This is a genomic window from Streptococcus raffinosi (genome assembly GCF_030284685.1).
Classification (GTDB): Bacteria; Bacillota; Bacilli; order Lactobacillales; family Streptococcaceae; genus Streptococcus; species Streptococcus raffinosi.
The window spans coordinates 156,041-179,232 of record NZ_JASUZV010000003.1; the positions used below are offsets into that span (position 1 = coordinate 156,041).

The following is a 23,192-nucleotide window of genomic DNA, read 5'->3' on the forward strand; positions in this document are numbered from 1 at the left end:
ACCTCCTAGACGATGACTTTTCCGGTTGGGAAGACTGGTCCTTCCTCGCAAACACGAAGATTTTTGGCATCTGATTCTCCTTTTACGTGGACCACACAGGCATAGCAAGCCCCCATACCACAAGCCATACGAGCTTCCATAGAAACATAGGCATGAGGATGATTTTCAAACTTGCTGTCGACATATTTAAGCATGCCTGGCGCTCCGCAACTGTAAACGGCATCTGGAGTCCAGTCGAAACCATCAATAACCGTCGAAACGTAACCCTTGATACCGTATGAACCGTCATCAGTGGTCACATAAACATCACCACAAGCCTTGAGCTTGTCCTCCAAAATAACGGCATCCTTATTGGCAAAACCAATCACAGACACGACTTCCACTCCCTTAGCCTTCAACTGTTTAGCCGTTTCAACCAAAGGTGGCACACCGATACCACCACCAACGAGGAGAGCCTTCTGCCCAGTCTCAATAACGGAAATATCAAAACCATTTCCCTGAGGGCCCATGGTATCAATAGTTTGACCGGCTACCATCTTTGAAAGGATTGCTGTCCCCTCACGCTCCACACGATAGACAATGGTTGCCTCTTTCTTGTCGTAGTCAATCTCTGAAATGGAAATCGGACGACGGAGGAGCTTGCTTGGATCTGGCACTTTGAGGTGGACGAACTGACCAACCTGCATATCCGCAACCATCTCTCCCTTAAGCACCATCTCGAAAATACGTGGTGCAATCTCACGCTGACTTACAATGGTTAAATCTTCAACTAAAATCATGACAACCCTTTCTATACTGCAAAATGTTATCAAAAAACCTCGCCACATGGCAAGGTCGCACAAAAAATCACAGGAGAACCCTGCTGTTTCAAACTGTCCGACCTTTTAAGCCTCTCTGGACTCATTTAAAGGTTATTTTGTGATTATTATAACCGTTTTCATGAGAGATGTCAAAGCAGAAAAGAAAAAACCAAAGCTCTTAAAATTAAGCTAAGGTCTCTCTCATCTATGCTTAGGGCATTTGTTTGATAAGTGTTCTATCATCTTGCAAGCTAACATATCTTGTTTATTTATCTAGCATCATATGTTAGGTCTTCTTGATAAAAGGCTCAAATAAACATTATTTAAACAATCTATCGTAAACCATGGTATGAGCCAATTGCTGACCATCGCCACCCAGTAAATCAACCAAGGCATAGGCAAATGCCAATGCTGTTCCGGCACCACGGCTAGTGATGATATTGCCATCAACAACCACCAAGTCCGTTTGATGCTCACCAGCTGTAATTTGTTCCTCTACACCTGGAAAACAAGTGAATTTACGACCTTCAAGCAAGCCTGCACGGTTCAAAACAATTGGTGCGGCGCAGATAGCAGCAATATATTTTCCTGCTTTATTTCTTGCTTGGAGAGCAGAAATCAAGCCTTCGTGATCACGCAAATTAGTGGAACCAGGCATGCCTCCAGGGAGAACCACCAAATCATACGCATCAAGATTACCGTCAAATACGCCATCCATGACTACTTGAATTCCATGTGAACCCGTTACTGACGCACTTTCAAGTCCAAGCATGCTACAGTCAAATCCTGCTCGACGGAAGACATCCACTGGGCTCAAGGCTTCAATTTCTTCAAAGCCTTCTGCAAATACTACTGCTACTTTTGTCATGATATACCTCCAATTTAGTTATCACTAGCTTATATTTCACCTTAAATTATAGCAGTTTTAAAAGCAGGAAACAAACCATAACAATGCGCTTAAATAAGGAAAAAAGACAGCACAAGGACTGTCTTTGTCATTTTATCTAAACAAACTTGCTAGGATCCACAAGAGATAAATATGGGTTGGGTAGAAAATATAGAAAAAATTCTTGTTACCACTACCACGCTCACCATTGTAGAAATACATAGGAATTGTCGCAAAAACCATCATCCACTGAACGCCTGTCGGGTCAAAAAGATGGGCAATCACTGAAATAACAGCCAAGACAATGATTTGAGCCATGCGATTGGTACGGAAAATATAGAAGAGCAAACCAAGGATAACCATAACAAAGCCACCCTCAACCATGATAACGCTTGGAACCAGTGACAAGAGAAAAGCCACACTATGGGCCACAAATGGATTTCCATTAGGTGTTTCAAAAATCCCTCCTAGTACAGCAACTGGAATCGCTGAAAGGATTGGCAAGAGAAAGACACCCATTCCCTGAATCAATTCCCTATAAGACTTGTCACGAAGGCCCTTAAACAATAAATCCCAAGAGTAAATAAAAATCCCAGTAATAAAGAAAGTTGAGAAGGCATTATTGGTTAAACCGAAACTACCGTTATGGAAAATACTACCAATGATGGCGTTGCCAATAATCATAAACCAACTCATGTAGAGCAACCGCCGGAGAAAAGCCATACGATCGTGTGTATAATGAAAACTATCAGCAGCAAGAAAGAGGAAAATCGGGAATGCCAGGCGTCCCAACATCGTCAACCATATAGGTGCCCCCATACTCCCGAACATCTGATAGATTTGGTCCAAAAACATAAGTGCAACGGCTAGGTATTTTAAATTAGTCGCATTGCTAATCTTTTTTATATCGTTCATTTAATGCTCCCTTAATTTTCAGCATATTAAATGATACCATAAGTTAGAAGTAAATTCAAAAGAATATTTGAAGAAATTTGATGTAAATTTTTGCTGTTTCAGTCCTACAATTTTTCATGATAGTTTATACGACATTAAAATAAATAGTTTTAATACGTCATTCCTCCCCAAGCATTTCTACTCCCTTTATGCTATAATGGTTAGGCAATATTTACGTTCATAACGTATTCAAATTGTTTAAAAATATCTAACTAAGCTAATAAGCTCTGCAAATTTTCGAAATAACTTTTTTGGAGAGCAGAGCGAGCAATTAACCGAGACTTTTCGCCGTGTTAAAAGCGCCTGAAACTAAAAGGTTTCAGGCGCTCGGAATTTTTGAGAGTAAAACAGTTTGGGAAACTGTTTTAGCCTGAGCCTAAAAATGAAAAAGCGAAGGGGCCCAAAACCAATTGAACACGGACTGCGAATTGTGTCAAAAAGACAAGTTTTCCTAGAATCTAAAGATTCTGCGTCAAACTTTCTATTTTGACTTTATTCGCAGACGCCCTTTGTATCTTAATTAGTCATGGAACTTTGTAAAAGTTCGCTGACGTCCGCCAACACCTAAGGAAAGTCTCACAAAGTATTTTATTTTTAAAATAAAACAATTATTATCACTAAAAAGAAAGGAAGTACATCATGTCTTTTGACGGCTTTTTTCTTCATCATATGACAGCTGAGCTACGTGAGCAGGTGCTTTACGGGCGTATCCAGAAAGTTAATCAGCCTTTTGAGCGTGAGTTGGTCCTAACCATTCGTAACAATCGTCAGAATTACAAGCTTCTGCTTTCGGCTCACCCTGTCTTTGGACGCATTCAGACCACCAAGGCCGAGCTACCAAATCCACAGAATCCAAATACCTATACCATGATTATGAGGAAATACCTTCAGGGAGCAGTTATCGAGGATATTCAACAGCTGGAAAATGACCGTGTTCTTGAGATTTCCGTGTCGAACAAAAACGAAATCGGTGACAGCGTCAAGGTTACTCTGGTTATGGAAATCATGGGGAAACACTCCAACATTATCCTGATTGACAAAAACGAGAGCAAAATCATCGAGTCTATCAAGCACGTTGGTTTCTCACAAAATAGTTACCGTACTATTCTGCCTGGGTCTACCTATATTGCTCCGCCTAAGACGGACGCCAAGAATCCTTTCGACCTTCCAGATGAAAAGCTCTTTGAAATCTTACAGACAGAGGATTTGTCAGCTAGAAACCTCCAAAAACTTTTCCAAGGCTTGGGACGTGACACGGCTAATGAATTGTCAGCCTTACTTGAGACTGATAAGCTCAAGAATTTCCGTGCCTTCTTCAATCGTGAAGTAGAGCCAAACTTAACGGCAAAAGCATTTTCAGCTGTAAAATTTGCTGATAGCCAGGACCAACCTGAGTTCGAAACCTTGTCAGCGCTTTTGGACTACTACTATTTGGACAAGGCGGCGCGTGACCGTGTGGCTCAACAAGCTAGTGATTTGATCCACCGTGTGCAAAATGAACTGGAAAAAAACAAGAAGAAACTTGTTAAACAGGAAAAAGAGCTTGCGGCGACTGAAAATGCTGAGGAGTTCCGTCAAAAAGGGGAACTCTTGACCACCTACCTCAGCATGGTGCCAAATGACAAGGATAGTGTCGAGCTAGACAACTACTACACTGGTGAAAAGATTACCATTCCTCTAAATGTGGCTCTGACTCCTAATCAAAATGCGCAACGTTACTTCAAGAAATACCAGAAACTCAAGGAAGCTGTTAAGCACTTGACTGGATTGATTGAGGAAACCAAGCATACCATTGATTATTTGGAAAGTGTCGAATTCAGCCTTTCTCAAGCCAATATGGATGAAATCGGAGATATTCGTGAAGAGCTTATTCAAGCTGGCTTTATGAAGCGTCGTTCAACTGACAAGCGCCAGAAACGCAAGAAACCTGAACAATATCTGGCTTCTGATGGCAAGACCATTATCATGGTTGGTCGTAACAACCTGCAAAATGAAGAGTTGACCTTCAAGATGGCTAAAAAGGGTGAGCTCTGGTTCCACGCCAAGGATATTCCTGGTAGTCACGTGGTCATCAAGGATAATCTTAATCCAAGTGACGAGGTCAAAACGGATGCGGCTGAATTGGCTGCCTACTACTCTAAGGCTCGTCTGTCAAACTTGGTTCAAGTGGATATGATTGACGTGAAGAAGCTTAATAAACCAACGGCCGGTAAACCTGGATTTGTAACTTATACTGGACAAAAGACCTTACGTGTCACACCGACTGAAGAAAAAATTGATAGCATGCGGATGAAGTAAATTGTTCGTCTCACTACCACCAGTTCAACTATCTGGTGTTTTTTTATTATTCTTGTCTCAAGAGCAAGAAGTTGTTTAAACATTACATCATAAAAAGGAGTGAGACAGAATCAATCATTCTATCTCACTCCTATAGGTTTGCAGTCACACATTAAGTACATTTTTGTGCTTTATGAGTGACAAAAATTTATTTCAGGGCATTGACTAAAGTGACAGACTTAAGCCCTTGTTTTATTTATCTGAAGAAGGTGTGGTTTCTTTAAGAGGAGCCTCTATCAATTGGAAGTCTGCTTTTTCAGCAGGTTCTGTGTCTCCATCGGACTCTTGAATCACATATGGTTTGAAAGCTTTATACTTAGACCAAAATTCATCTTCGTCATAACTATGACCGTCAACACTATATGTTACCTCAGAAACTTTCGTTGATTCGCTTGGGGAATAAACAGTATAATCAAGAAGCTTATCTAGTCCCGTTCGTGAATAATTGATACGGTAAGTCATTTCAGATGAAATATAGGCGCTGGAACCCCAGTGAACTTGCAAGGTTCCGTCTTTAAAAATCGTAAGACCAGGTCGGAGACCGAACGGAATTTTATTATTAAAGAGATTGACAGCCTTCTTACCGTCAAATGTGTAGACAACGTAGACGTAGTTATCTTGACTACCAATCAGTAATTCATCAACGCCATCATCATTCAGGTCGGTTACCAAATAGTTAACCTTGTTATTATTGTAATTTTTTAGTACCATTACAGGATCGTAATCGACACCTGAGCCTTGTTGGTAATTGGGATCACTGACTTTCAAGACATAATCCTTCACGATTTCCTTGTAAGCTGAATGAGCCGTTTCGTTTATGTTAGTTCCTTTAAAGATATTTGAATCCTTTTGAGAAAGTTTAAAGTCTTCAAGGTCATCCACTAGGGGCTGGTGTTTATCTTCAAGATCAACACCATAAGCCTTTTTAAAATCATAAAGTTTCGTTCTAGTTGAATCTTTTCCATCTTTCAAGAGACAGACACCTGTTTTGAGGTTATAAACCACATAGAGTTGGCAATCATTTTTCAAACAAGGACAAACAATTGTTAGTTTAATGACATGCCCTTCTTGTCTTATATCCTTGTAGAGAAAGGCTTCATAAGAATAGCCCGTCGCAATAGCGATACGAATGAGCAATTCTTGAAGACTGGGATTTTGACCGATATTCTGATAACGTTTTAGACTTGCTAAGAGATTATCTTTGGTGTTATCAGAGACCAACCAAGCTGGTTTATCATCCGATTGTAGGGCATCTCCGAGTTTACTATCTTCCACCGATGCGATGAAATAATAGCAAAGCATCCGAATATAGTTTAAAGCTTCCTTTTCTTTAGTTGATGGCGAACCTAAGAGATGTTCAACCGCAAAACTATTAGTATAGATAAGCTTAACCTGCTTCAAGTCCTTATCTTGGATAGCTTTTAAAAGTTTGTTATATAGGGCAGCTATAATCTCATGATACCCATTTTTCTCACTATAGTCCTGTTTGTCTAAAGCAAGGATCTCATCCCTACTTAAGACTTTGTCCAACTTAGACAAGACTTCTGACCAATCAGAGGTCAGCAAACTTTGATCTAATTGATTCACACTTTGTTTAGACTTTGCGGTATCTGTATAAGAAAATTCTTTCAACCAGGTAATGATATCTGATTTTAAGCCATCACTTAGTGTTATGCCGTAGCCGTCACAGGCCTTCTTTAATATATCTTGTAACCAACTATCGTCAATCTTTTCTTTGTCAGTTACCTTTTTAATAATCTGCTTCTTGAGTTCGGCTAAAAATTTATTGGCATCATCGTCTGAAAGATGCGATTCTTCCTTGATTTTATCAATAAGACCAATTTCGTCTTGACTGGTTTTGATAGTTTTTTTGTCTACCGAAAAGCCAACCTTGTCAAGCAGAGCATAGACACCAGCTAAGGCTCCCTCCCCACTTACTTCATTGACTGAAGCAATGCGGATAAGAACATCAGATACGCCAGATGTAATGGCTGCATTTTGATATGTTGTTGAGGAAACTTTGGTAATTTTTGTTGGTGTCACAATCTCAACCTGAACACCAGAACCTTCGGACAATGGTTTAATATAAGCACTTGAATAAACCTTGGAATTGGTATCAACATCGTCCAAGTATTTGGCAATGGTCTTACCATCAACGGCTATCACCTGGTCTTCAGCGATATTCGTGTCACCCAACAGTCGCTTGGTATCCGCTTTTTCCGATGAGGATAGGGAAGAACCTAATGACATCAAAGGCTGTGTCAGAACTTTTTTAAGATTTTTTTCTTTCTTACTATCTATTTGCGTATTCTTATTGGATAAGGCAGTTAGATTAGGTGATTTTTGGGAAGAGGAGGTCTCTGATTTTGTGATGTTATTAGCAAAAACAAGACCATTTGGGGATATAAAAGGGGAAGCAAGTGGTTGAACTGTTAAAAGAAGAATAAGACTTGCTACTAACCCATTAAACAATTTCTTTTTCATAGGATTTCCTGATATGTTCTCGTATTAAAGGTTATCAAAGCTAATGATATAGAATGACGAACCGTGCTTTTTACAAACATAATGACGGGTTTTTGATGAGGTTGCCGGAGCCTTACCGTCTGTAAAGTAAGTCGTCGTCGTAAAATCTATGGTAAAGGTTACCTGATCACCATTTTCTTTAATGTCATAGATATTATCAGTCTTTGATTCAAAGTGATCATAGTGGTCAGGATTTTGTAAGTAGATATCAATAATACTCTTATAAGTAGAGTTATCTTTAGACTCAAAGTATGGATAAACATAATCTGATGATTCTTTAATGGTACGATTGATGTCACTTCTAAAGTTAGTCATAAAGGTCTCGATATTCTTCTTGGTATCTTGCTCACTAGAAGTATTTTGTGATGAAGAGTTGCTTGAAGAATTATTTGATGAGGATTTCGAAGATGCCTTACCATCAGAGCCTAAATTTGAGACAACGAAATAATGATAGGAAGTCCCTGTAACAGTTAAGCCCAATTCGCTGGCCTTGTCTTCATCTAAAGTTATCTCAACATCAACAGTGTCCCCATCTGAGAGTCCAGTTTCCTTAGAAACGGTAATTTGGGGATTTTCTAAAAATTTCTTTATCTCACTGCTACTACTTGATACACTTGGGGTCGCATCGATATGTACACTGGCAACCCCCGAGCCATTTTCACCATCAACGTTCAAACTAACTTCGTATTGTGACAAATCAACTGTTTGGCCATCATAGTAAGAGCTGCCATGAGAATAGTCATTGTTGTTATTGAAATTATTGACATTAAGTACCAAAATGAGAGGCATAACAATCCCTAAAAAGATTAAACAACCTCCAAAAAAGCCTCCCAATGATTTTCTTTGAGGGAATTCTAAATTAGGCAGTGCTGGTGACTCAGCACGATTTCTATAGAAGAATGACTCACCATTTTGAAGGAAATGATCTGACTTCTGACAAAGCGCATAGAGTGAAAAAATTGAACTAATAATATTTACAAAAGGAACCAAAGTAAAGAGATAAAGTACAAAAATTCCTCGTCCACGTAACCCTGCATCCCTCAATCTTCTCGTTTTAAGCGTCAATCCTGGCAATATTAGAACCAAATAGGGTAACCAAAGAATACTATAAATTGAAAGACCTAATAAGGGATTAAAAAACAAATAATCAAGCAAGTAGATATTGGTCTTATTAATGAGTAAAAAGCTGAGAATAGCGTAAAAACTTCCCCAAGCCACTAAATTAAAGAATACGACTGACCAATAACCTTTTCGAGACGTAAAGCCATTAAAAGACCAGTAACCTCTGAAATAATCAGCAAAGGCTCTTCCAAAGGTAATCTCTTGTCCACGTTGATCGATGAGAAAAGGGGAAGCATATTGATCTTGCGAAGTATTGTAATAATTGGAAATTGCTTCTCCTTGATAATCTTGTTTAGGACTAGGATCTTCTCCTCCCATGTTTATCTGCGTATTATAATAGTTTGGAGTTGCTGCTTCCTGATAATCCTGTTTAGGACCTTCTCCTACTATGTTTGTTTGCTCCTGCAAGTGTTCTGATGCAAACCGATCGTTAAAATCAGATGTCTCTGCTACATCATACTGCTCTACGCTTGGAGCCTCTTGAGGAGAACTTTGCTCTTGAACGCTTTGAACTGTATTATCTGGACTACTATCAAATTTACCAGCATTTTTTGCTTCAAGATACTCATCAGCATTTGGCTTTCGCCCATGAAGGAGTTCAAAATAATCAATCCAATCATCTCTTTTACTCATAACACTAAAATAACCTTTCTAAATTTTCAATTATACCCATGTCTATTCTAATCGTTTATTTACCTTCGTCGGCTGTCAACAAGCCTACCCTATCTTCATGACGAGGTCACTCCTTATAATCAACTACCTTAAAGTTTTTCACGTCTGTCGGTGTGCTGCTCCTCTTGTTTACGATGTGCAGTGGCATTCATCATACTGTCTTCAATACTATCCTTAACTTTGAAAACACCAACCTCTATCAAGTGTATTACAAAATAAATACCTACTACCATAGCTACAAAAATTAAAAAAAATGAAATTTCCATGTTATCCTACTTTCTTGAAGATGTATAGTCGATTACCTTACGTTCGACCTCAACATTATCATCTAATTGCTTTAAAATAGTTTCGATACGAGTCAATATGAAATTGTAAACAAACTCTGTCTCTTTAAAGCTTTGTTTCTTTAACGTTTCCAACGAAAATTGATAGACGTATTCACCATTATACTCACCTAAACTTTTAAACGAGAAAATAGCTTTTTTACTCATGTATTTAGCGGTGATAATAATAAGATCAGAATAAAATTCTTGCTCAACCTTTTTAGCGTTTTGAAAGGGACCTCCAGGTGTTTTGGGCAGAACAAAGGGCTTCTCAACCAATTTCTCAGAAATAGCATTTAAAGATGTGATTTTTTTTGAATAAAAAGAATGGGTTTGTTGCATGAATAATTGTGAATCACGTTGTTTAATGACTCCCTTCTCAATCAAAGCATTCTTAAATAGTGTATCTGCAGGTCTGACCGCATAAAAATAGAAAATAGGAAAAAGTACCAAAGACACTACCATTCCAATCCAAGTTTCGTAGTACATTTATTTTTCCCCTTTCTTGAGATAGGTCACATAAACTCTGGTTTGAAAGTCTTGATCCTCATGCAACACAAAAGCAGCAACTCCCATAACAAGAACAGAAATCCCCATTGGCAATAGATTTTTATAGCGCTCATTAGCAACATTTTTATTGATCTGTTTATAGAATTCTCTAGTCGTGTCGAAGTTGCTGGAGCCATAATAATCAGTACTATATTTTGTAGGTAGAAAAACACTTCCCGATTCGTAGATATAACCGTTAGCATTTGTACCCTCTGCTGGTTTCAAACCGAAAAAGACAAAGAAGAGATTGGCAATCAGCATAAGAGCCAACAAAGACTTATGTTTGGTGGTGATATTAGACCAGAATGAGTCCGTCATCGCATAAGTATTTAGAGGTACTGTTTGTCCAGTATTAGTATAGTTAGGTTGAGAATAAGGACTTGATGGCCTTGTAAAATAAGGATTTGACTGGCTTGTTCCAGACCATTGAGGTGTATCTTGTGAAGGTGATATTGGTCCACTGCTGAATGGATTCGTTTGTGGATTCGAATTGACATCACTTTGGGATTGGTTATTGGCAATGGACTGATCAACTTGATGACCAAAACCAAAGTTTTGCTGATTAAGGCCTGTATTGATAGGTTGAGTACTTACAGTCTGATGTACAGGATTTGTAGTTGGCTCCGAAGCTGGCTGTTTGAGTGCTTCAACTCCTTCAAAAAACTCTTCAAAGCTAGGCTTACGTCCATGATTTAATTCAAAATTCTTCACCCAGTTTTCTCTTACTTGTTTTGGAGATTGAGGCATCTCTTGTTGAGGACTCGTTATGTTTTCCTCTTTTTCTGATTCTTTCTTTTTTTCAAAAAATCCTGATGCTTTGGCTTTACTGAATTCTTCTAGAGTGGGCTTTCTACCATTGACTGCTTCGAAGTACACAAACCATTCTTGCTTTTCCATAATGATTTCTCCTAATAACCAGATTGAGGTGAAGACAGATTATCTTATTGCTTTTTCACCTCATTGTTCAGCAACATGAAGCTATGATATATCGTGTGACAATAGCTTTCGTTAGAGTATACTGATATTATCAAATAATTCATAGCATATACTTTTAAACTTTTAGAATTATTATAACTAATTCCTCAGAATCAAACGTAAAAAAGCAAAAATATTTTCATATTGCTGAATTCTAAGAATATAGATATTTTTTTGAAAATATTTTTTCCTTATTAATAATTGCAGATTTTTGGTATATAATAGAGTTAGAAGATTTAAAAGGAAATTTAAGTTATGGAAAATCGTTCTTGCTATGGTCAAGCCTTCAGGCAATTGCGTTTAGATCGGGGATACAGTTTAAAAGAAGCTGCTGGGAATATTATTTCTCCTCAAATGCTTGGGGTTTTTGAGCATGGAAAATCTGGTATTAGTCTTAATAACTTTGGCCGTCTCCTCATTCGTATAGGGGCCACTTGGAATGACTTCTTCCGTTACTACAATGGGGAGTCTATCTTAAAAGAACTGTCTTTATCGGACGAAATTTTAGTCAAGATTAACAATGGTCATTATTATGATGGCTTTAAATTAGTCGAATCTTCTTTTGAAGGTGATTATTCAGATAATCCCATTCTCGAAACTGTCTATAAACTATCCTACCAAAGTTATTTTCAAACACTGAGCCTAACCTCCAAACTTACGGATGACGAATTAGAAATTGTTTTAAACTATTTAAATCGTATTGATACATGGGGGATTTTTGAGTATTCAGTACTTAGCTATATATTAGCTGATTGCCCTTATGAAATGGTCAAGTATCGTTCTGGCAAGATTTTAGATGCTATGGCTAACAATAAAAAAAGTTTTCTATCCTCAAAAAAAGAAGATATAGCTATTTTGGTTCATATGATTGGCTATTTTTCGAGAAAGGCCTATTTCAAGGATGCCAATAAATTAATCGCTGAATTAGAAAACATCCTTAAATCCCCTTCTTACAACCATCTCTATACTGAAAAATTTAATTTTAAGTTTTATCAAGCCATGAACTTCTTACGACAAAACAATCCCAAGGGACTTGAAATCGCAAGAGATTGTATTCATTTTTTAGAAGCTTTCGAGGCTTTAGACAACTCTAATGCTTCAGCCATAGACAAGAATAAAATTTTAAGTGCTGTTTCTGTATTGAATAAGACTGGCATCCCTTTTAAAGAAAGCTAAGTTTAGATCAATTAGAAGCACTAGAAGGTATTTGGAGCCAGCATTTATCGAAGTTTTTCCTTCAAAATCAAGACCGGTTTTCGGTCTTTTTCATTTTTAAAGCGCTGACTATTACTAATCTTAAGCAAAAACTGTTATATTTCTTGTAAGCACCCCCTATTTTTTCTTGATTTCATGACATTTTTCTAAGGACTATGTTAAACTATATAGGTAATTACCTATATAAAGGAGACTTTCAGTATGAAGGCTCTTATGTCATATACGAGTTCTGTTTTAGAATGGTTAGGTCGCTACGTGGGGCTCTTAGTCTTCGGCATATTATTTGTGACTGCTTTACTCATTCGCACGACCATGATGACTGGATACTTTGAGTGGGCAGAGATTAGTAGCGTCCCTTGGTATGTTTATGTTTCGGGTGGGATTATTCTACTTTTGACGCTTCTCTGGCCCAAGCTTTTAAAGAACTATACAACCAAGCAAATCTTCACGTTTTTTACAATATGCTTTGTGAGTTTTGGGCTCGTTCTGATTTTTCTGACGAGTTTTGCTGGGCGAGACGATGCAGGTACTGTTTTCCGAGGGGCAGTTCAGTTCAACGCTGGCAACTTTTCCTTGATAAAACCTGGGGCTTACTTCTACCGTTATCCCCACCAGTTAGGTATGCTTAGTTTTGAAAGACTTATTCTTTACCTGATTCCTCTACCTGTTATCTCGGTTTTCTATGTGCTCAATTTGGCTATGGTCATTGGGATGAACTATGCTACTTGGAAAATCACAGAGGTACTTTTTAACAGAGCTCATATCAGTCGTTTGGCTGTCATCATGAGTTTTGGTTTTTTACCTCTAGTTTTCAACATTATGTTTGCTTACGGGCTAATGTATGGCTTGTTCTTTTCAAGTTTCGCTATTCTATTTTTCTTACGCTATTTGAGGCATGGTAAGGCTAGAAATGCTATAGTTTCGGTAATCATGCTAACCTTGGCTTACTGGGTGCGAAGTAATAATATTATTCTCATACTTGCATTGACTGGTATTCTAATACTGTTGATACTTAGAGAAAAACGATACACTTATTTACTGTTGATACTAGCCTTCTTCGCTTTTCCAATGACTATGCATAAGGCGACAACTAGCTATTATGAAATAACTACCCATCAAAAAATTTCTGGAACACCTCAAATCGCTTGGTTAGCCATGGGCTTGCAGGATGAGCCAGACTCAAAACGTATGCCAGGCTGGTACACCGGCTATGTTAGAAAAATCTATACCAAGAAAAAGGGAAATATTGATAAGATTGAGAAAAGTGCAAATCACCTCTTTGATAAACGGGTGCAATATTTCTTAGAACATCCAGATGAAGCGAGTTGGTTCTTCAGCACTAAATTTATCAGCTCCTGGACTGAAGGGAGTTTTCAATCCATCTGGAATGGGCCTAGTAAAGACAAGTATCAACCCTTGTGGAATCGCTTTGCGACTTCTATTTATCATGATGGAACCCTACATCTCTTTTTCGTAACCTATATGCAAGGTTACCTTTTAGTGCTCTACTTGGGCGGTGTGTTCTATTATGCCTTTGCCTATAAACGAATGGGAGATGGGGCAACACTAGGACTTTATGCCTTCCTTTATCTCTTTGGAGGCATCCTCTTTCATCTGATTTCAGAGACCAAGAGTCAGTACACCCTGCCTTATATTTACTTACAACTTCCGATGATTGCGGCGGGTTATAGTCATATGTCACAAAAGCTCAGTCGCTTCCTAAAGGCTATGAAAAAGTCATCCTAAGATGGCTTTTTTAGATTGTCTCACACTTGCTATCTTGTTATAATAGGTCTATGAAAAATTCGTCTGTTGACTTGTTGCGAGGCCCTATTTTGAGGTCTCTTTTAATCTTTGTCTTGCCTATCTTAGTGTCCAATATTTTCCAACAACTCTACAATACAGCCGATGTCATGATTGTGGGTCGTTTTCTAGGTCCAGATGCCTTGGCTGCTGTAGGAGCTTCTTCTGCTATTTTTGATTTGGTTATCGGCTTTGCTCTTGGCGTTGGAAATGGTATGGGTGTTGTAATTGCCCGTTACTATGGGGCACAAAATGATAACAAACTTCGTCAGTCTGTTGCGGCTACATTTGTTATTGCTCTTGGATTGAGTATCTCAGTTATGCTACTAGGACATTTTGGTCTCTACCCCTTATTGAGCTTTTTAGGAACTCCTAAATCGATTATCAATCAATCCCATCAATACATTTCCATGATTGTTTCCGGTGTGGGCGTTACCATGGGCTATAATCTTTGCGCTGGGCTTTTAAGAGCTGTTGGTGATAGTCTAGCTGCCCTTTATTTTCTGATTTTTTCAGCCTTTGTCAATATTCTCTTAGACCTCTTCTTTATCATCCAGCTCCATCTTGGTGTTCAGTCTGCTGGTTTGGCAACGATTATCTCACAAGGGCTTTCAGCTATCCTCTGTCTATTCTACATCAAGAAACGGGTGGGCTTTCTACTTCCTAGCAAGTCTGATTTTGTTTTTGATTCAAGTCTTTATCTAGACCTTTTTGGTCAGGGTATGGCAATGGGACTCATGAATTCCATTGTATCAATTGGGACGGTCACCTTGCAATATGCCATTAACGGCTTTGGTACTCTTATCATTAGTGCTCAGGTGGCAGCAAGACGCATCATGTCTTTCGCTGTTCTTCCTTTGACCTCTCTTGCTGCTGGGGTCACGACTTTTATCTCGCAAAACTTCGGGGCCAAACAGTTTGAACGTATTCTAGCAGGGCTGAAACAATCTTGTCTCGTCTCCATAACTTGGTCCCTAATAGCTTGTGCAATCCTCTATATGGCTAGTCCATTTCTGGCAGAACTTATCTCTGGCTCAAACGAGGCTATTATTAATGAAAATGCCAGTCGCTATCTGCGTATCAGCTCTCTCTTTTATCCCATTTTAGGGATGCTCTTCATTTTTAGGAATTGCCTGCAGGGTCTAGGAAAAAAATTAACGCCTTTGACATCTAGTTTCATTGAGCTTTTTGGTAAAATTCTCTTTGTCATCTTAGTTATTCCATATTTGGGTTACCTTGGCGTTATCTTATGTGAGCCCTTAATTTGGATTCCCATGACCATTCAACTCTATTTTGCTTTACAAAAACATATTCGACGCTTATTCGTTAGCTAGACGACTTTTTAAACAGAGAAAAACGACCATTGAGGTCGTTTTTACGTTACTTTAGTCCCCATTCGTCTGAAATCTGATTCATAATAGCTTCCTGAGAGACGATTCCAAAGCCCAGCATGTAGGTTGAATAATCTGCATAGATAACATTGTTATTTTGAACAGCTTTTAGATTGCTCCAAACAGATGTATTCTTCAGTTTGTTATCAAGAAGTTCCTGAGAATCCGCTTGAACAATCAAGAGGTCTGGATTAAGATCTTTAAGTTTATCGATATCAATAACTTGGTACATATCCTCTGGATTAAAGGTTTGAGCACGATTGAACTTGTAAGTGTCATAGAGATAACCAAAATGTCCATAAGCATAATAGCGAATGTCATTGCCCGTCACGCGCAGATACATGAGCTTTTGGTCACCAAACTTAGCCTTAACATTTTCAGCAAAAACGGCTTCTTTGGCATCCATTCTATCAAGAGCATCTTTCATCTCATCACGCTTGTCAAAAATTTCGGCAACCTTTAGCGAAGTTTCGTGGTAATCCCAATTTTCATCTGTGTTTATGCGATAACCAACGGTTGGGGCAATCTCTGAAAGCTTGTCATAGAGACCTTCTTGATCTACTGTCATAAGGATAAGATCTGGCTTGAGCTCCTTGATTTTTTCAAGGTCAGGAGATTTTTGCCAGCCGACAGAGACCACATCTGCATCCTTGTAGTGTTTCTTAAAGAGAGTGGAAAACTCTTGACTCCCTTCCTGCCCTGTTGTAGCACCCACTGGTGTGAGGTCAAGCGGTTCTAAGATTTCACCGTATAGGTTGTCAAGAATAACAATACGTTTTGGCGCTTTTTTCAACTCCGTTGTTCCAAAATCATGAACAATAGTCTTAGCTTTAAAGGTATGACTAGTATTACTATCATGAGCACTTTTGACAAGGTTCATACTCGGCAAATAGTATAAAAAAAGGCCTGAAATAATAGCAAGAATGGCTACTAAATAAAGAAAATTTGTTTTTTTCATTTAAACTCCTTAAATGTAATCAGGACTATCAGTTACCTTTAACGTTATCTTAAAATTTCTTTAATGTCAATGGCTAATAGCTTGTTTTAGAAGCGAATTTAAATCGGTCCTATTAAATAATCCAACAGTAAGAGTTTTAGGACCTTGCAAGTATTAACAGGGGCAGGTTAGGTCATGGAACTATGTTATAATGATAAGTAACACTGGAGGGAAATTATGTTACATGAACTTTCATTTAAGGGACAATGGCGACAATATCAAAAGCGCATTCTTGACAAGAGTGATACTTACATGTCGGATGGCAAGATTCACTTAGTAGCTGCACCCGGATCAGGTAAGACGACCTTGGGAATTGAATTTATAAGGCGTTTTGGAAATCCTAGCTTAATTCTTGTTCCGACCGTCACCATCAGGCAGCAATGGGTTGATCGTATTAAAGAGGCATTTTTAAATGATTCTAGTCAAGCAGACCAACTCATATCGCAGGACTTGAAACAGCCCAAAATTATAACCGTTGCAACCTACCAAGCACTTCATAGTGCTATGAATCAGCTTGAGGGAGACGCCCTTTCTGAAGACACGGATGATACTGCTGACCAAGAACATTATGAATTTAAAGGCTTTGACCTTAAAAAGATCTTTAAGGCGTTAGCTTTAGGGACACTCTGTTTAGATGAGTGTCACCATCTGCGAAATGAGTGGTGGAAGAGTTTAGAGATCTTTCGTAAGTCATTTCCAAACCTCAATATGGTCTCCCTGACTGCGACACCTCCCTACGAAGGGGAGCCAGCCCTTTGGGAGCGTTACATCAGCATGTGCGGTGTTATTGACGAAGAAATCACCGTCCCTGAACTGGTTAAGGAAGGAACACTCTGCCCTCATCAAGACTATGTTTACTTTGCCTTTCCGACTAAGAAGGAACAAAAACACCTAGATCAGTTTGAAAAGCAGAAACACGACTGTTTAAATAGACTCTCGGCGGATGAAAATTTCTCTAGTACCATTCAATCTAGCTTGGCACTGACAGGTCAGATTACTGACGACGACTTATTGACTAATCCCAAATACCTTTCTGCTATATTGATTTTCTTACGTTCCAAGGGTCTACCTTTCCCGCAATATTTTCAAGAGCTACTTGGTGCAAAAGCCTTACCTGCTTTTTCTCTTGGGTGGTTTGAAACCTTGCTCAATGGTATTATTTTTCAAGTACCAAATTGGTTCACTTTTACTGAAGAAGCCTCGAACCAAATCAAAAGTGATTTAAAAGCCAACGGCCTTATTGAAAGAAATCAAGTTAAACTCATTCGCAATAAAAAGCAAGATGTTTTACTTAATCAATCTCTAGGTAAACTAAAGGCTACTAGAGACATCTTTAAAGCGGAATACCAAGCTTTGGGAAATGATCTTCGACAGTTGGTGCTGACAGACTTTATTCGAAAAGATTTTCAAAGCCATTTAGGTGATGATAAGGCAGAGTTCACACAACTTGGTGTCCTTTCCTACTTCGAATCCATTCGTAGAGAAATGCTTGAGCAGTCTTGGTCGGTACCCATGGCTGTATTGACAGGAAGTTTGGTGATTATCCCGACTGCTGCCAAAGAACCTTTAGAAAAACTTATTCCTAGTTCTCGTTTGTCGTATGAGGTTGTTGGACAGTTAAGACAAGATCAATACCTAAAGGTCAGTGTTTCTGGTTCTCACCATGACCTAGTGACTGCCCTTACCCAACTTTTCCAAGAGGGAGATATTCAGGTGATTATTGGAACCAAATCTCTCCTAGGTGAGGGCTGGGATGCTCCTTGTGTGAATTCCCTCATATTAGCTAGTTTTGTTGGTAGTTTCATGCTAAGCAATCAGATGCGTGGACGTGCCATCCGAATCTGGCCTGACAATCCTGAAAAAACCAGTAATATCTGGCATTTGATTTCCATTAATTTTTCATCAAGACACTGGTATGAAACTCAAAATATTGAGGAAAAATACGCTGAGATTAACGAGCTTCAATTATATGAGCTAAGTCCCGACTTAGACTTGTTAAATCGTCGCATGAAGCAATTTCTAGGCCTTCATTATCATGAGCAGACGATTGAGTCTGGCATGGAGCGACTGGAGCTTAATAATCTCAAATTCAACCAGAAAAGCTTGGATAAACACAATCAAAACACCGTACCGCAATCTCAGAATCGACAGGAACTAAAAGACCGTTGGCAACAAGCCCTGCCCCTTTATGAGGACATTGAGGTGACTAATAAGGTTGACGTTGACAAACACTTTTTACCAATGGCGTACCTTAACGATTGGAAGAAAGCTATCCTGCTTTTTTCAAGCATTCGTGGTCACCTATGCTATCTTTGACTTTGGCAAATATCTGATTGGTGGGACACTGTCAAATTTTAATCTTACGATTCTTTTGCTCTCCATTATTGCACTAGCTATCGTTTGGGGAAGATATGCCATTTATAAAAGCCCCTATAAACGTTTGGAAATATTTGGAAAAGCTATTCATCAAGCCCTGCTAGATGCAGGTCAGATTGAAACTAAAGAATCTGCTCCTAGAGTAGTCAGAGATAGTAAACAAGCCTTATATAACGCCATTTATCTCAAGGGTGCTTCTATGAAAGAAAAAGAAATCTTCGCTCAAGCCATAACTGAATTTTTCGCCCCGATTGAAAATCAACGTTATATCTTAAAAGCTAGTCACAAGGTATTAGACCAGACCGAATATTTTGCTGTACCTAGCATGTTTGAAAAACGTAAAAGTGATGCGACTAGCTTTCTCGAACACGTGCAAAAAAGCCTCGGCAAATATGACTTGATTTATACACGAAATCCTCAAGAACGCCATATTTTACTTGAGGCCCGTATCAAGGCACTTGGCAACAAGCAAGAACGCACCATTACACGCAAAAAAGTCATGTCAACATTAGAATGACAAAAACCAAAACGACTATTCCTGTCTTATCGCTATACAATAAACCAAAAGATACTGTATTGGAGAATCTTATGACAATTACCCATATTTTTTTCGACCTTGATGGGACCCTCGTTGATAGTTCTGAGGGCATCCACAATGGTTTTGTTCAAACCTTTGAAAGACTAGGCCTTCCTGTTCCTAGTGATAAAAAAATTCGCACCTTTATGGGACCACCTCTAGAAGTGACGTTTAAAGAAGAAATTAGTGAAGAAGATGCTGCCCAAGCTGTCAAAATTTATCGAGAGTATTATGAGACCAAAGGGCAATTTGAAGCCCATCTCTACGATGGCATTAAGGAGGTTCTTCAGGAACTGAAGCAGAATCCTAATAAGAAAATTTACATCACTACTTCAAAAAATGAGCCTGTTGCCCAAAAGATGTGCCAACATCTGGGCCTTACTGCCTATTTTGATGGCATTTATGGGTCTACGCCTGCTGCTTTACACAAGGCTGATGTCTTACAACGGGCGATTACTGAAAATCAGTCACCTAAGGACAGTTCTGTCATTGTTGGTGACACCAAGTATGACATGATTGGCGGAAAAACAGTTGGTATCAAGACCTTGGCTGTTACTTGGGGATTCGGGACAAACGATACCCTCTTGGCAGAAAATCCTGATTTAGTTGCTCATAATACCCAAGAACTCTGGGATATTTTGAAATAAAAATTGATAATGAAAAGAGCATGACTATACAATCATGCTTTTTTTATCGCTAATAATAACATGTAGAATAAATTTTTCATTAAGTTCTTTCGGCTTAACCCTATTTCCACAAGCCACCTATTCTTTGATATTTTCATTTCTAATTAAAAACAAGTCCTGAAGGTGTACTAGACTAGTTCTATGAAAGATAAGAAAACCGATGCTCGTGTCGTCAAAACCAAGCAACGAATTGAGACAACTTTTTTAAAACTACTAGAAACAATGCCTTTTGAAAAGCTAACCACTACACTAGCCTCATTATCAAAGAATGTCTCATCAGCAAGGGAACCTTTTACGCTCATTATTTAGACAAGTACGACCTAGCCGAGCAAGTTCTTGATTGTGAGGATAAAGAATATTATATGATACATTTCACGATAATTAGAGGGATTATGAGATACAAAAACATCTAACTCCTGCATCTCCTTTAAACCACTGGCGTCGAATAAATAATACAGATATCCTTAAATTGAATATAAAATAGTGATAGTATTACTTATCTGTTTAATAAAGCACTTGAACGATGTTTAATATCTGGATAAATAAATCCTTCATCTATTCCAATTAAAGATAATTCTTTCTGAATATCCTTCTTCTTTTCATTTGGAATTATAATATGTGTATATTCTTCTCCATTAATTTCTAAAGTAGTAGCTTTACTAACAATTGAATTATGAATAATTTTCTTAATTCTTTCAAATTCAATATCTTTATTTGCTTGACTAAAACACGGATATATAAATGCTCCTTGTTGTTGTCTTAATCTATCTGTTCTTTTAGATGAAAGTATAATATGCGAATTTATTAAATCCAAATATATCTTGATAGGGTATCTTAATTTTTCGCTTAATTTCGCCCTTTGATTAACTAGCTCTAAAAATTCTTCAAGAATTTGTTTAAGTGTATTTCTCAAAACTGTCGTTGGCTCCTTATATTCAATTTCACAACAAAATGCTGTATAATCTTCTTCTTGTAAAATTGAAGTAAGTGGTGTGTTAAAAAAGAACAACTCTTCTCTGTTATCATATTCTACCAAAAAGTCTTCACAGTCTTCTGCATCATCTAATATTTCATCAATACTTTCATACAAATAAAAGTTACTTCTACCGTTTTTATATAAAGTAGAGTAGTCTCTGTCACCTATTTGTGAAACTAACTCGTTCATAATAATTAAAAAAGCATCAATTTTATCTTGAGAAATAAAATTTAAGGCACTTTTAATTGCCACAGTATGTCCAGTATCAAATTTTTCCTGATTTGTTTTCTCAAAGAAGATATAAACCTGGCCATTCATTAATTTATTATCTCCTCTATTTTGCCAATTCTTATTTTCCTCGGTAGCAAAATACAAAGCGACTAATGGATTCGAAGAGATATCTAGCATTCTAGTTTTAGCTTCATAGTGTTGCAATTCAGACATTAACTGAAAAAGTGAGAAGCTATCACCATAGTCAACTCTCCCCAGTTCATTAATTAAGGATCTATAATAAAATTCTGAGCCTTCTCTTGTTAATTTTTCACTATTCTCATGGGTAAAAAAATTTGGTAAGCGAAGAGGGAAAAATTGATTTTCACCTCTATAATAGAAATTACACTTATTTCGATTTTTCTCTATTCCTTTAATAATATAATCTAAAAATTGAGTGACCGATTCAACCTTTAAAGGATTCTCATAACATTTAACCATTTTAATTTAACTCCTCGATAGATAAAATAATTTTATACACATTGACTATAACATAATTACCTTAATTAAAGAACTATTCTAAAAATTCAGAGTAACTTCTAATTCCTCAACATAGTTATTTCTTCAACCCCTCATTTTTGAACTTCATCTTCTATTACTAGATTCTCATCCTCATAAAAAACGACTTTCCCATCCTTTACTTTAAAATTGTAATCGACTGAATTATTTGGTCCATCTTCAAAATTAGATTGATAAAAACTATATTCACCATTTGGAAGATCACTGGCATCCAACTTTTTGGCAGCTTCTTTCATATCTTGTGTTTTGACCGTTGTCTTTTCATCGATATAAATGACCATCTCAATCAACTCTTTATCAATCAAGGTTTGGTAGGGAATTTGATAGTAACCTGCAAAGTCTTTCTTACCTTCCTTGAGATTGTCTGACGCTAAGGTATACAGATTTTTCTCCTTTTCATCATGACTGAAGTTAGATAGAAAACTAAATGAACTAATAGGAAGACCGAGTTTTTGTTTCTTCAATTGTTTTTCAATTTTCTTCTCAACCTTTTGGATAGATTTCTGCTTCAAAAACGATTCTTTATATTCTGGAACATTGCCATAAGAGTCACTTGACCCTTCTTCATGAATAGCCGTATTCTGCTCTAATACTACTTTCTGGTCATCGTAAGTTTTCTCAGAATAGGTATAAGTCACGTGGTAAGTTGGTATTTCTAAGGCTGTCCAGTACAATTTAGTAATAGTAACCTTACCATGCAGACCTACTTTATTACAGTTTTCGACAATAACCCCTCTGACCTTGTTGTAATCACTAGTCTTCATTTTTCTGAATCCAGTCAAAAACAAGGCTAAAATTAGTATGAGAAACGAAAGTAAACAATGATTGATTTTCTTTTTCATAGCTCTACCTCCTATAATCTAAAGCAAATAAACGAAAGACTAGCAATTGGTAAAATCTATTTTCTGAAAATATGAAGAACATTACTAAGTTGATGTAAACGATTACATTATCCTATCTTTATTTTAACATTCTTTGAAAGAAATGTCAGATGAAATTGGATTGGTTCTCTCCCTACTTTTCTCAGTCCAACCAACCTTAGTCATCACCTAAGGAAAGTTCAAAGAAGATTTTGTCTTTAATCAAAAAGACCGGATTACTCCGATCTTTTCACTTTTCTCTCTAAGAAAATCAAAGAATAAACAAGGCGGAACCAAGTTTGATGGCAAATCCTTGCTCATCAAACTACGAAGAATCCTTTGGGACTTTTTCTAGGCTCCGCACTTGATTCCATCATTGAA

Annotated in this window: 18 protein-coding genes and 1 pseudogene; 8 read left to right on the forward strand and 11 right to left on the reverse strand. The window is 37.7% G+C overall.

Going from position 1 to position 23,192, the window contains the following annotated elements; genetic code table 11:
- Positions 1-5 precede the first annotated feature (5 nt).
- From QRD39_RS03270 to QRD39_RS03280, 3 genes are all read right to left on the reverse strand, one after another.
- On the reverse strand, positions 6-779 hold the full coding sequence (locus QRD39_RS03270; protein ID WP_285955647.1) for a dihydroorotate dehydrogenase electron transfer subunit: 774 nt from the start codon (positions 777-779) through the stop codon (positions 6-8).
- 340 nt (positions 780-1,119) lie between these two features.
- Entirely contained in the window at positions 1,120-1,668 is a 549-nt protein-coding gene (locus QRD39_RS03275; RefSeq protein ID WP_285955648.1) for a DJ-1 family glyoxalase III, read from the reverse strand.
- A gap of 132 nt (positions 1,669-1,800) precedes the next feature.
- The gene (locus QRD39_RS03280) at positions 1,801-2,601 is read right to left on the reverse strand and encodes a TraX family protein (RefSeq protein WP_285955649.1); all 801 of its coding nucleotides are present in this window, start codon (positions 2,599-2,601) and stop codon (positions 1,801-1,803) included.
- 678 nt (positions 2,602-3,279) lie between these two features.
- On the opposite strand from QRD39_RS03280, the gene QRD39_RS03285 reads away from it, so the two are divergent.
- Positions 3,280-4,938 carry an Rqc2 family fibronectin-binding protein gene (locus QRD39_RS03285; protein ID WP_285955650.1) on the forward strand — a complete coding sequence of 553 codons (1,659 nt, stop codon included), beginning with the start codon at positions 3,280-3,282 and terminating at the stop codon, positions 4,936-4,938.
- 231 nt (positions 4,939-5,169) lie between these two features.
- Here the strand turns inward: QRD39_RS03285 and QRD39_RS03290 are convergent, their stop codons facing one another.
- From QRD39_RS03290 to QRD39_RS03310, 5 genes are all read right to left on the reverse strand, one after another.
- Positions 5,170-7,461: a DUF1002 domain-containing protein gene (locus tag QRD39_RS03290; protein ID WP_285955651.1), complete on the reverse strand. Its 2,292-nt coding sequence runs from the start codon at positions 7,459-7,461 to the stop codon at positions 5,170-5,172.
- Between the two features lie 24 nt (positions 7,462-7,485).
- Positions 7,486-9,255 carry a DUF805 domain-containing protein gene (locus QRD39_RS03295; RefSeq protein WP_285955652.1) on the reverse strand — a complete coding sequence of 590 codons (1,770 nt, stop codon included), beginning with the start codon at positions 9,253-9,255 and terminating at the stop codon, positions 7,486-7,488.
- A 128-nt stretch (positions 9,256-9,383) separates the two neighbouring features.
- Positions 9,384-9,560, reverse strand: a complete 177-nt coding sequence (locus QRD39_RS03300; protein ID WP_155106250.1) for a hypothetical protein — start codon at positions 9,558-9,560, stop codon at positions 9,384-9,386.
- Between the two features lie 6 nt (positions 9,561-9,566).
- On the reverse strand, positions 9,567-10,106 hold the full coding sequence (locus tag QRD39_RS03305) for a hypothetical protein (RefSeq protein ID WP_285955653.1): 540 nt from the start codon (positions 10,104-10,106) through the stop codon (positions 9,567-9,569).
- Positions 10,107-11,063, reverse strand: a complete 957-nt coding sequence (locus QRD39_RS03310) for a hypothetical protein (RefSeq protein WP_285955654.1) — start codon at positions 11,061-11,063, stop codon at positions 10,107-10,109.
- Positions 11,064-11,396: 333 nt separating this feature from the next.
- On the opposite strand from QRD39_RS03310, the gene QRD39_RS03315 reads away from it, so the two are divergent.
- From QRD39_RS03315 to QRD39_RS03325, 3 genes are all read left to right on the forward strand, one after another.
- The gene (locus tag QRD39_RS03315; RefSeq protein WP_285955655.1) at positions 11,397-12,317 is read left to right on the forward strand and encodes an Rgg/GadR/MutR family transcriptional regulator; all 921 of its coding nucleotides are present in this window, start codon (positions 11,397-11,399) and stop codon (positions 12,315-12,317) included.
- Between the two features lie 252 nt (positions 12,318-12,569).
- Positions 12,570-14,102 (forward strand): hypothetical protein, encoded by a 1,533-nt coding sequence (locus QRD39_RS03320; protein WP_285955656.1) that lies wholly within the window; start codon positions 12,570-12,572, stop codon positions 14,100-14,102.
- 50 nt (positions 14,103-14,152) lie between these two features.
- Positions 14,153-15,493 (forward strand): MATE family efflux transporter, encoded by a 1,341-nt coding sequence (locus QRD39_RS03325; protein WP_285955657.1) that lies wholly within the window; start codon positions 14,153-14,155, stop codon positions 15,491-15,493.
- 46 nt (positions 15,494-15,539) lie between these two features.
- On the opposite strand, the gene QRD39_RS03330 is transcribed toward QRD39_RS03325, so the two are convergent.
- Positions 15,540-16,508 carry an ABC transporter substrate-binding protein gene (locus tag QRD39_RS03330; protein WP_008534684.1) on the reverse strand — a complete coding sequence of 323 codons (969 nt, stop codon included), beginning with the start codon at positions 16,506-16,508 and terminating at the stop codon, positions 15,540-15,542.
- 216 nt (positions 16,509-16,724) lie between these two features.
- On the opposite strand from QRD39_RS03330, the gene QRD39_RS03335 reads away from it, so the two are divergent.
- From QRD39_RS03335 to QRD39_RS03350, 4 genes and pseudogenes are all read left to right on the forward strand, one after another.
- Positions 16,725-18,863 (forward strand): DEAD/DEAH box helicase family protein, encoded by a 2,139-nt coding sequence (locus tag QRD39_RS03335; protein WP_285955658.1) that lies wholly within the window; start codon positions 16,725-16,727, stop codon positions 18,861-18,863.
- Entirely contained in the window at positions 18,841-19,440 is a 600-nt protein-coding gene (locus QRD39_RS03340) for a hypothetical protein (protein WP_285955659.1), read from the forward strand. The genes QRD39_RS03335 and QRD39_RS03340 overlap by 23 nt, the downstream gene beginning before the upstream one ends.
- A gap of 71 nt (positions 19,441-19,511) precedes the next feature.
- A complete protein-coding gene (locus QRD39_RS03345) occupies positions 19,512-20,147 on the forward strand; it encodes an HAD-IA family hydrolase (protein ID WP_285955660.1) in 636 nt (211 codons plus the stop codon).
- Positions 20,148-20,327: 180 nt separating this feature from the next.
- Positions 20,328-20,599 (forward strand): annotated as a pseudogene (locus QRD39_RS03350) (TetR/AcrR family transcriptional regulator).
- Between the two features lie 83 nt (positions 20,600-20,682).
- Here QRD39_RS03350 and QRD39_RS03355 read toward each other — a convergent pair.
- A complete protein-coding gene (locus QRD39_RS03355) occupies positions 20,683-21,873 on the reverse strand; it encodes an FRG domain-containing protein (RefSeq protein WP_285955661.1) in 1,191 nt (396 codons plus the stop codon).
- A 131-nt stretch (positions 21,874-22,004) separates the two neighbouring features.
- The gene (locus tag QRD39_RS03360) at positions 22,005-22,793 is read right to left on the reverse strand and encodes a hypothetical protein (RefSeq protein WP_285955662.1); all 789 of its coding nucleotides are present in this window, start codon (positions 22,791-22,793) and stop codon (positions 22,005-22,007) included.
- Positions 22,794-23,192: the final 399 nt, after the last annotated feature.

What these genes read in the sequence shown, in the direction of transcription:
- QRD39_RS03300 (WP_155106250.1), bottom strand. Translation starts at nt 9,560, where the DNA reads ATGGAAATTTCATTTTTTTTAATTTTTGTAGCTATGGTAGTAGGTATT.
- QRD39_RS03290 (WP_285955651.1), bottom strand. Translation starts at nt 7,461, where the DNA reads ATGAAAAAGAAATTGTTTAATGGGTTAGTAGCAAGTCTTATTCTTCTT.
- QRD39_RS03320 (WP_285955656.1), top strand. Translation starts at nt 12,570, where the DNA reads ATGTCATATACGAGTTCTGTTTTAGAATGGTTAGGTCGCTACGTGGGG.
- QRD39_RS03325 (WP_285955657.1), top strand. Translation starts at nt 14,153, where the DNA reads ATGAAAAATTCGTCTGTTGACTTGTTGCGAGGCCCTATTTTGAGGTCT.
- QRD39_RS03310 (WP_285955654.1), bottom strand. Translation starts at nt 11,063, where the DNA reads ATGGAAAAGCAAGAATGGTTTGTGTACTTCGAAGCAGTCAATGGTAGA.
- QRD39_RS03315 (WP_285955655.1), top strand. Translation starts at nt 11,397, where the DNA reads ATGGAAAATCGTTCTTGCTATGGTCAAGCCTTCAGGCAATTGCGTTTA.
- QRD39_RS03345 (WP_285955660.1), top strand. Translation starts at nt 19,512, where the DNA reads ATGACAATTACCCATATTTTTTTCGACCTTGATGGGACCCTCGTTGAT.
- QRD39_RS03355 (WP_285955661.1), bottom strand. Translation starts at nt 21,873, where the DNA reads ATGGTTAAATGTTATGAGAATCCTTTAAAGGTTGAATCGGTCACTCAA.
- QRD39_RS03270 (WP_285955647.1), bottom strand. Translation starts at nt 779, where the DNA reads ATGATTTTAGTTGAAGATTTAACCATTGTAAGTCAGCGTGAGATTGCA.
- QRD39_RS03285 (WP_285955650.1), top strand. Translation starts at nt 3,280, where the DNA reads ATGTCTTTTGACGGCTTTTTTCTTCATCATATGACAGCTGAGCTACGT.
- QRD39_RS03305 (WP_285955653.1), bottom strand. Translation starts at nt 10,106, where the DNA reads ATGTACTACGAAACTTGGATTGGAATGGTAGTGTCTTTGGTACTTTTT.
- QRD39_RS03335 (WP_285955658.1), top strand. Translation starts at nt 16,725, where the DNA reads ATGTTACATGAACTTTCATTTAAGGGACAATGGCGACAATATCAAAAG.
- QRD39_RS03275 (WP_285955648.1), bottom strand. Translation starts at nt 1,668, where the DNA reads ATGACAAAAGTAGCAGTAGTATTTGCAGAAGGCTTTGAAGAAATTGAA.
- QRD39_RS03295 (WP_285955652.1), bottom strand. Translation starts at nt 9,255, where the DNA reads ATGAGTAAAAGAGATGATTGGATTGATTATTTTGAACTCCTTCATGGG.
- QRD39_RS03330 (WP_008534684.1), bottom strand. Translation starts at nt 16,508, where the DNA reads ATGAAAAAAACAAATTTTCTTTATTTAGTAGCCATTCTTGCTATTATT.
- QRD39_RS03360 (WP_285955662.1), bottom strand. Translation starts at nt 22,793, where the DNA reads ATGAAAAAGAAAATCAATCATTGTTTACTTTCGTTTCTCATACTAATT.
- QRD39_RS03280 (WP_285955649.1), bottom strand. Translation starts at nt 2,601, where the DNA reads ATGAACGATATAAAAAAGATTAGCAATGCGACTAATTTAAAATACCTA.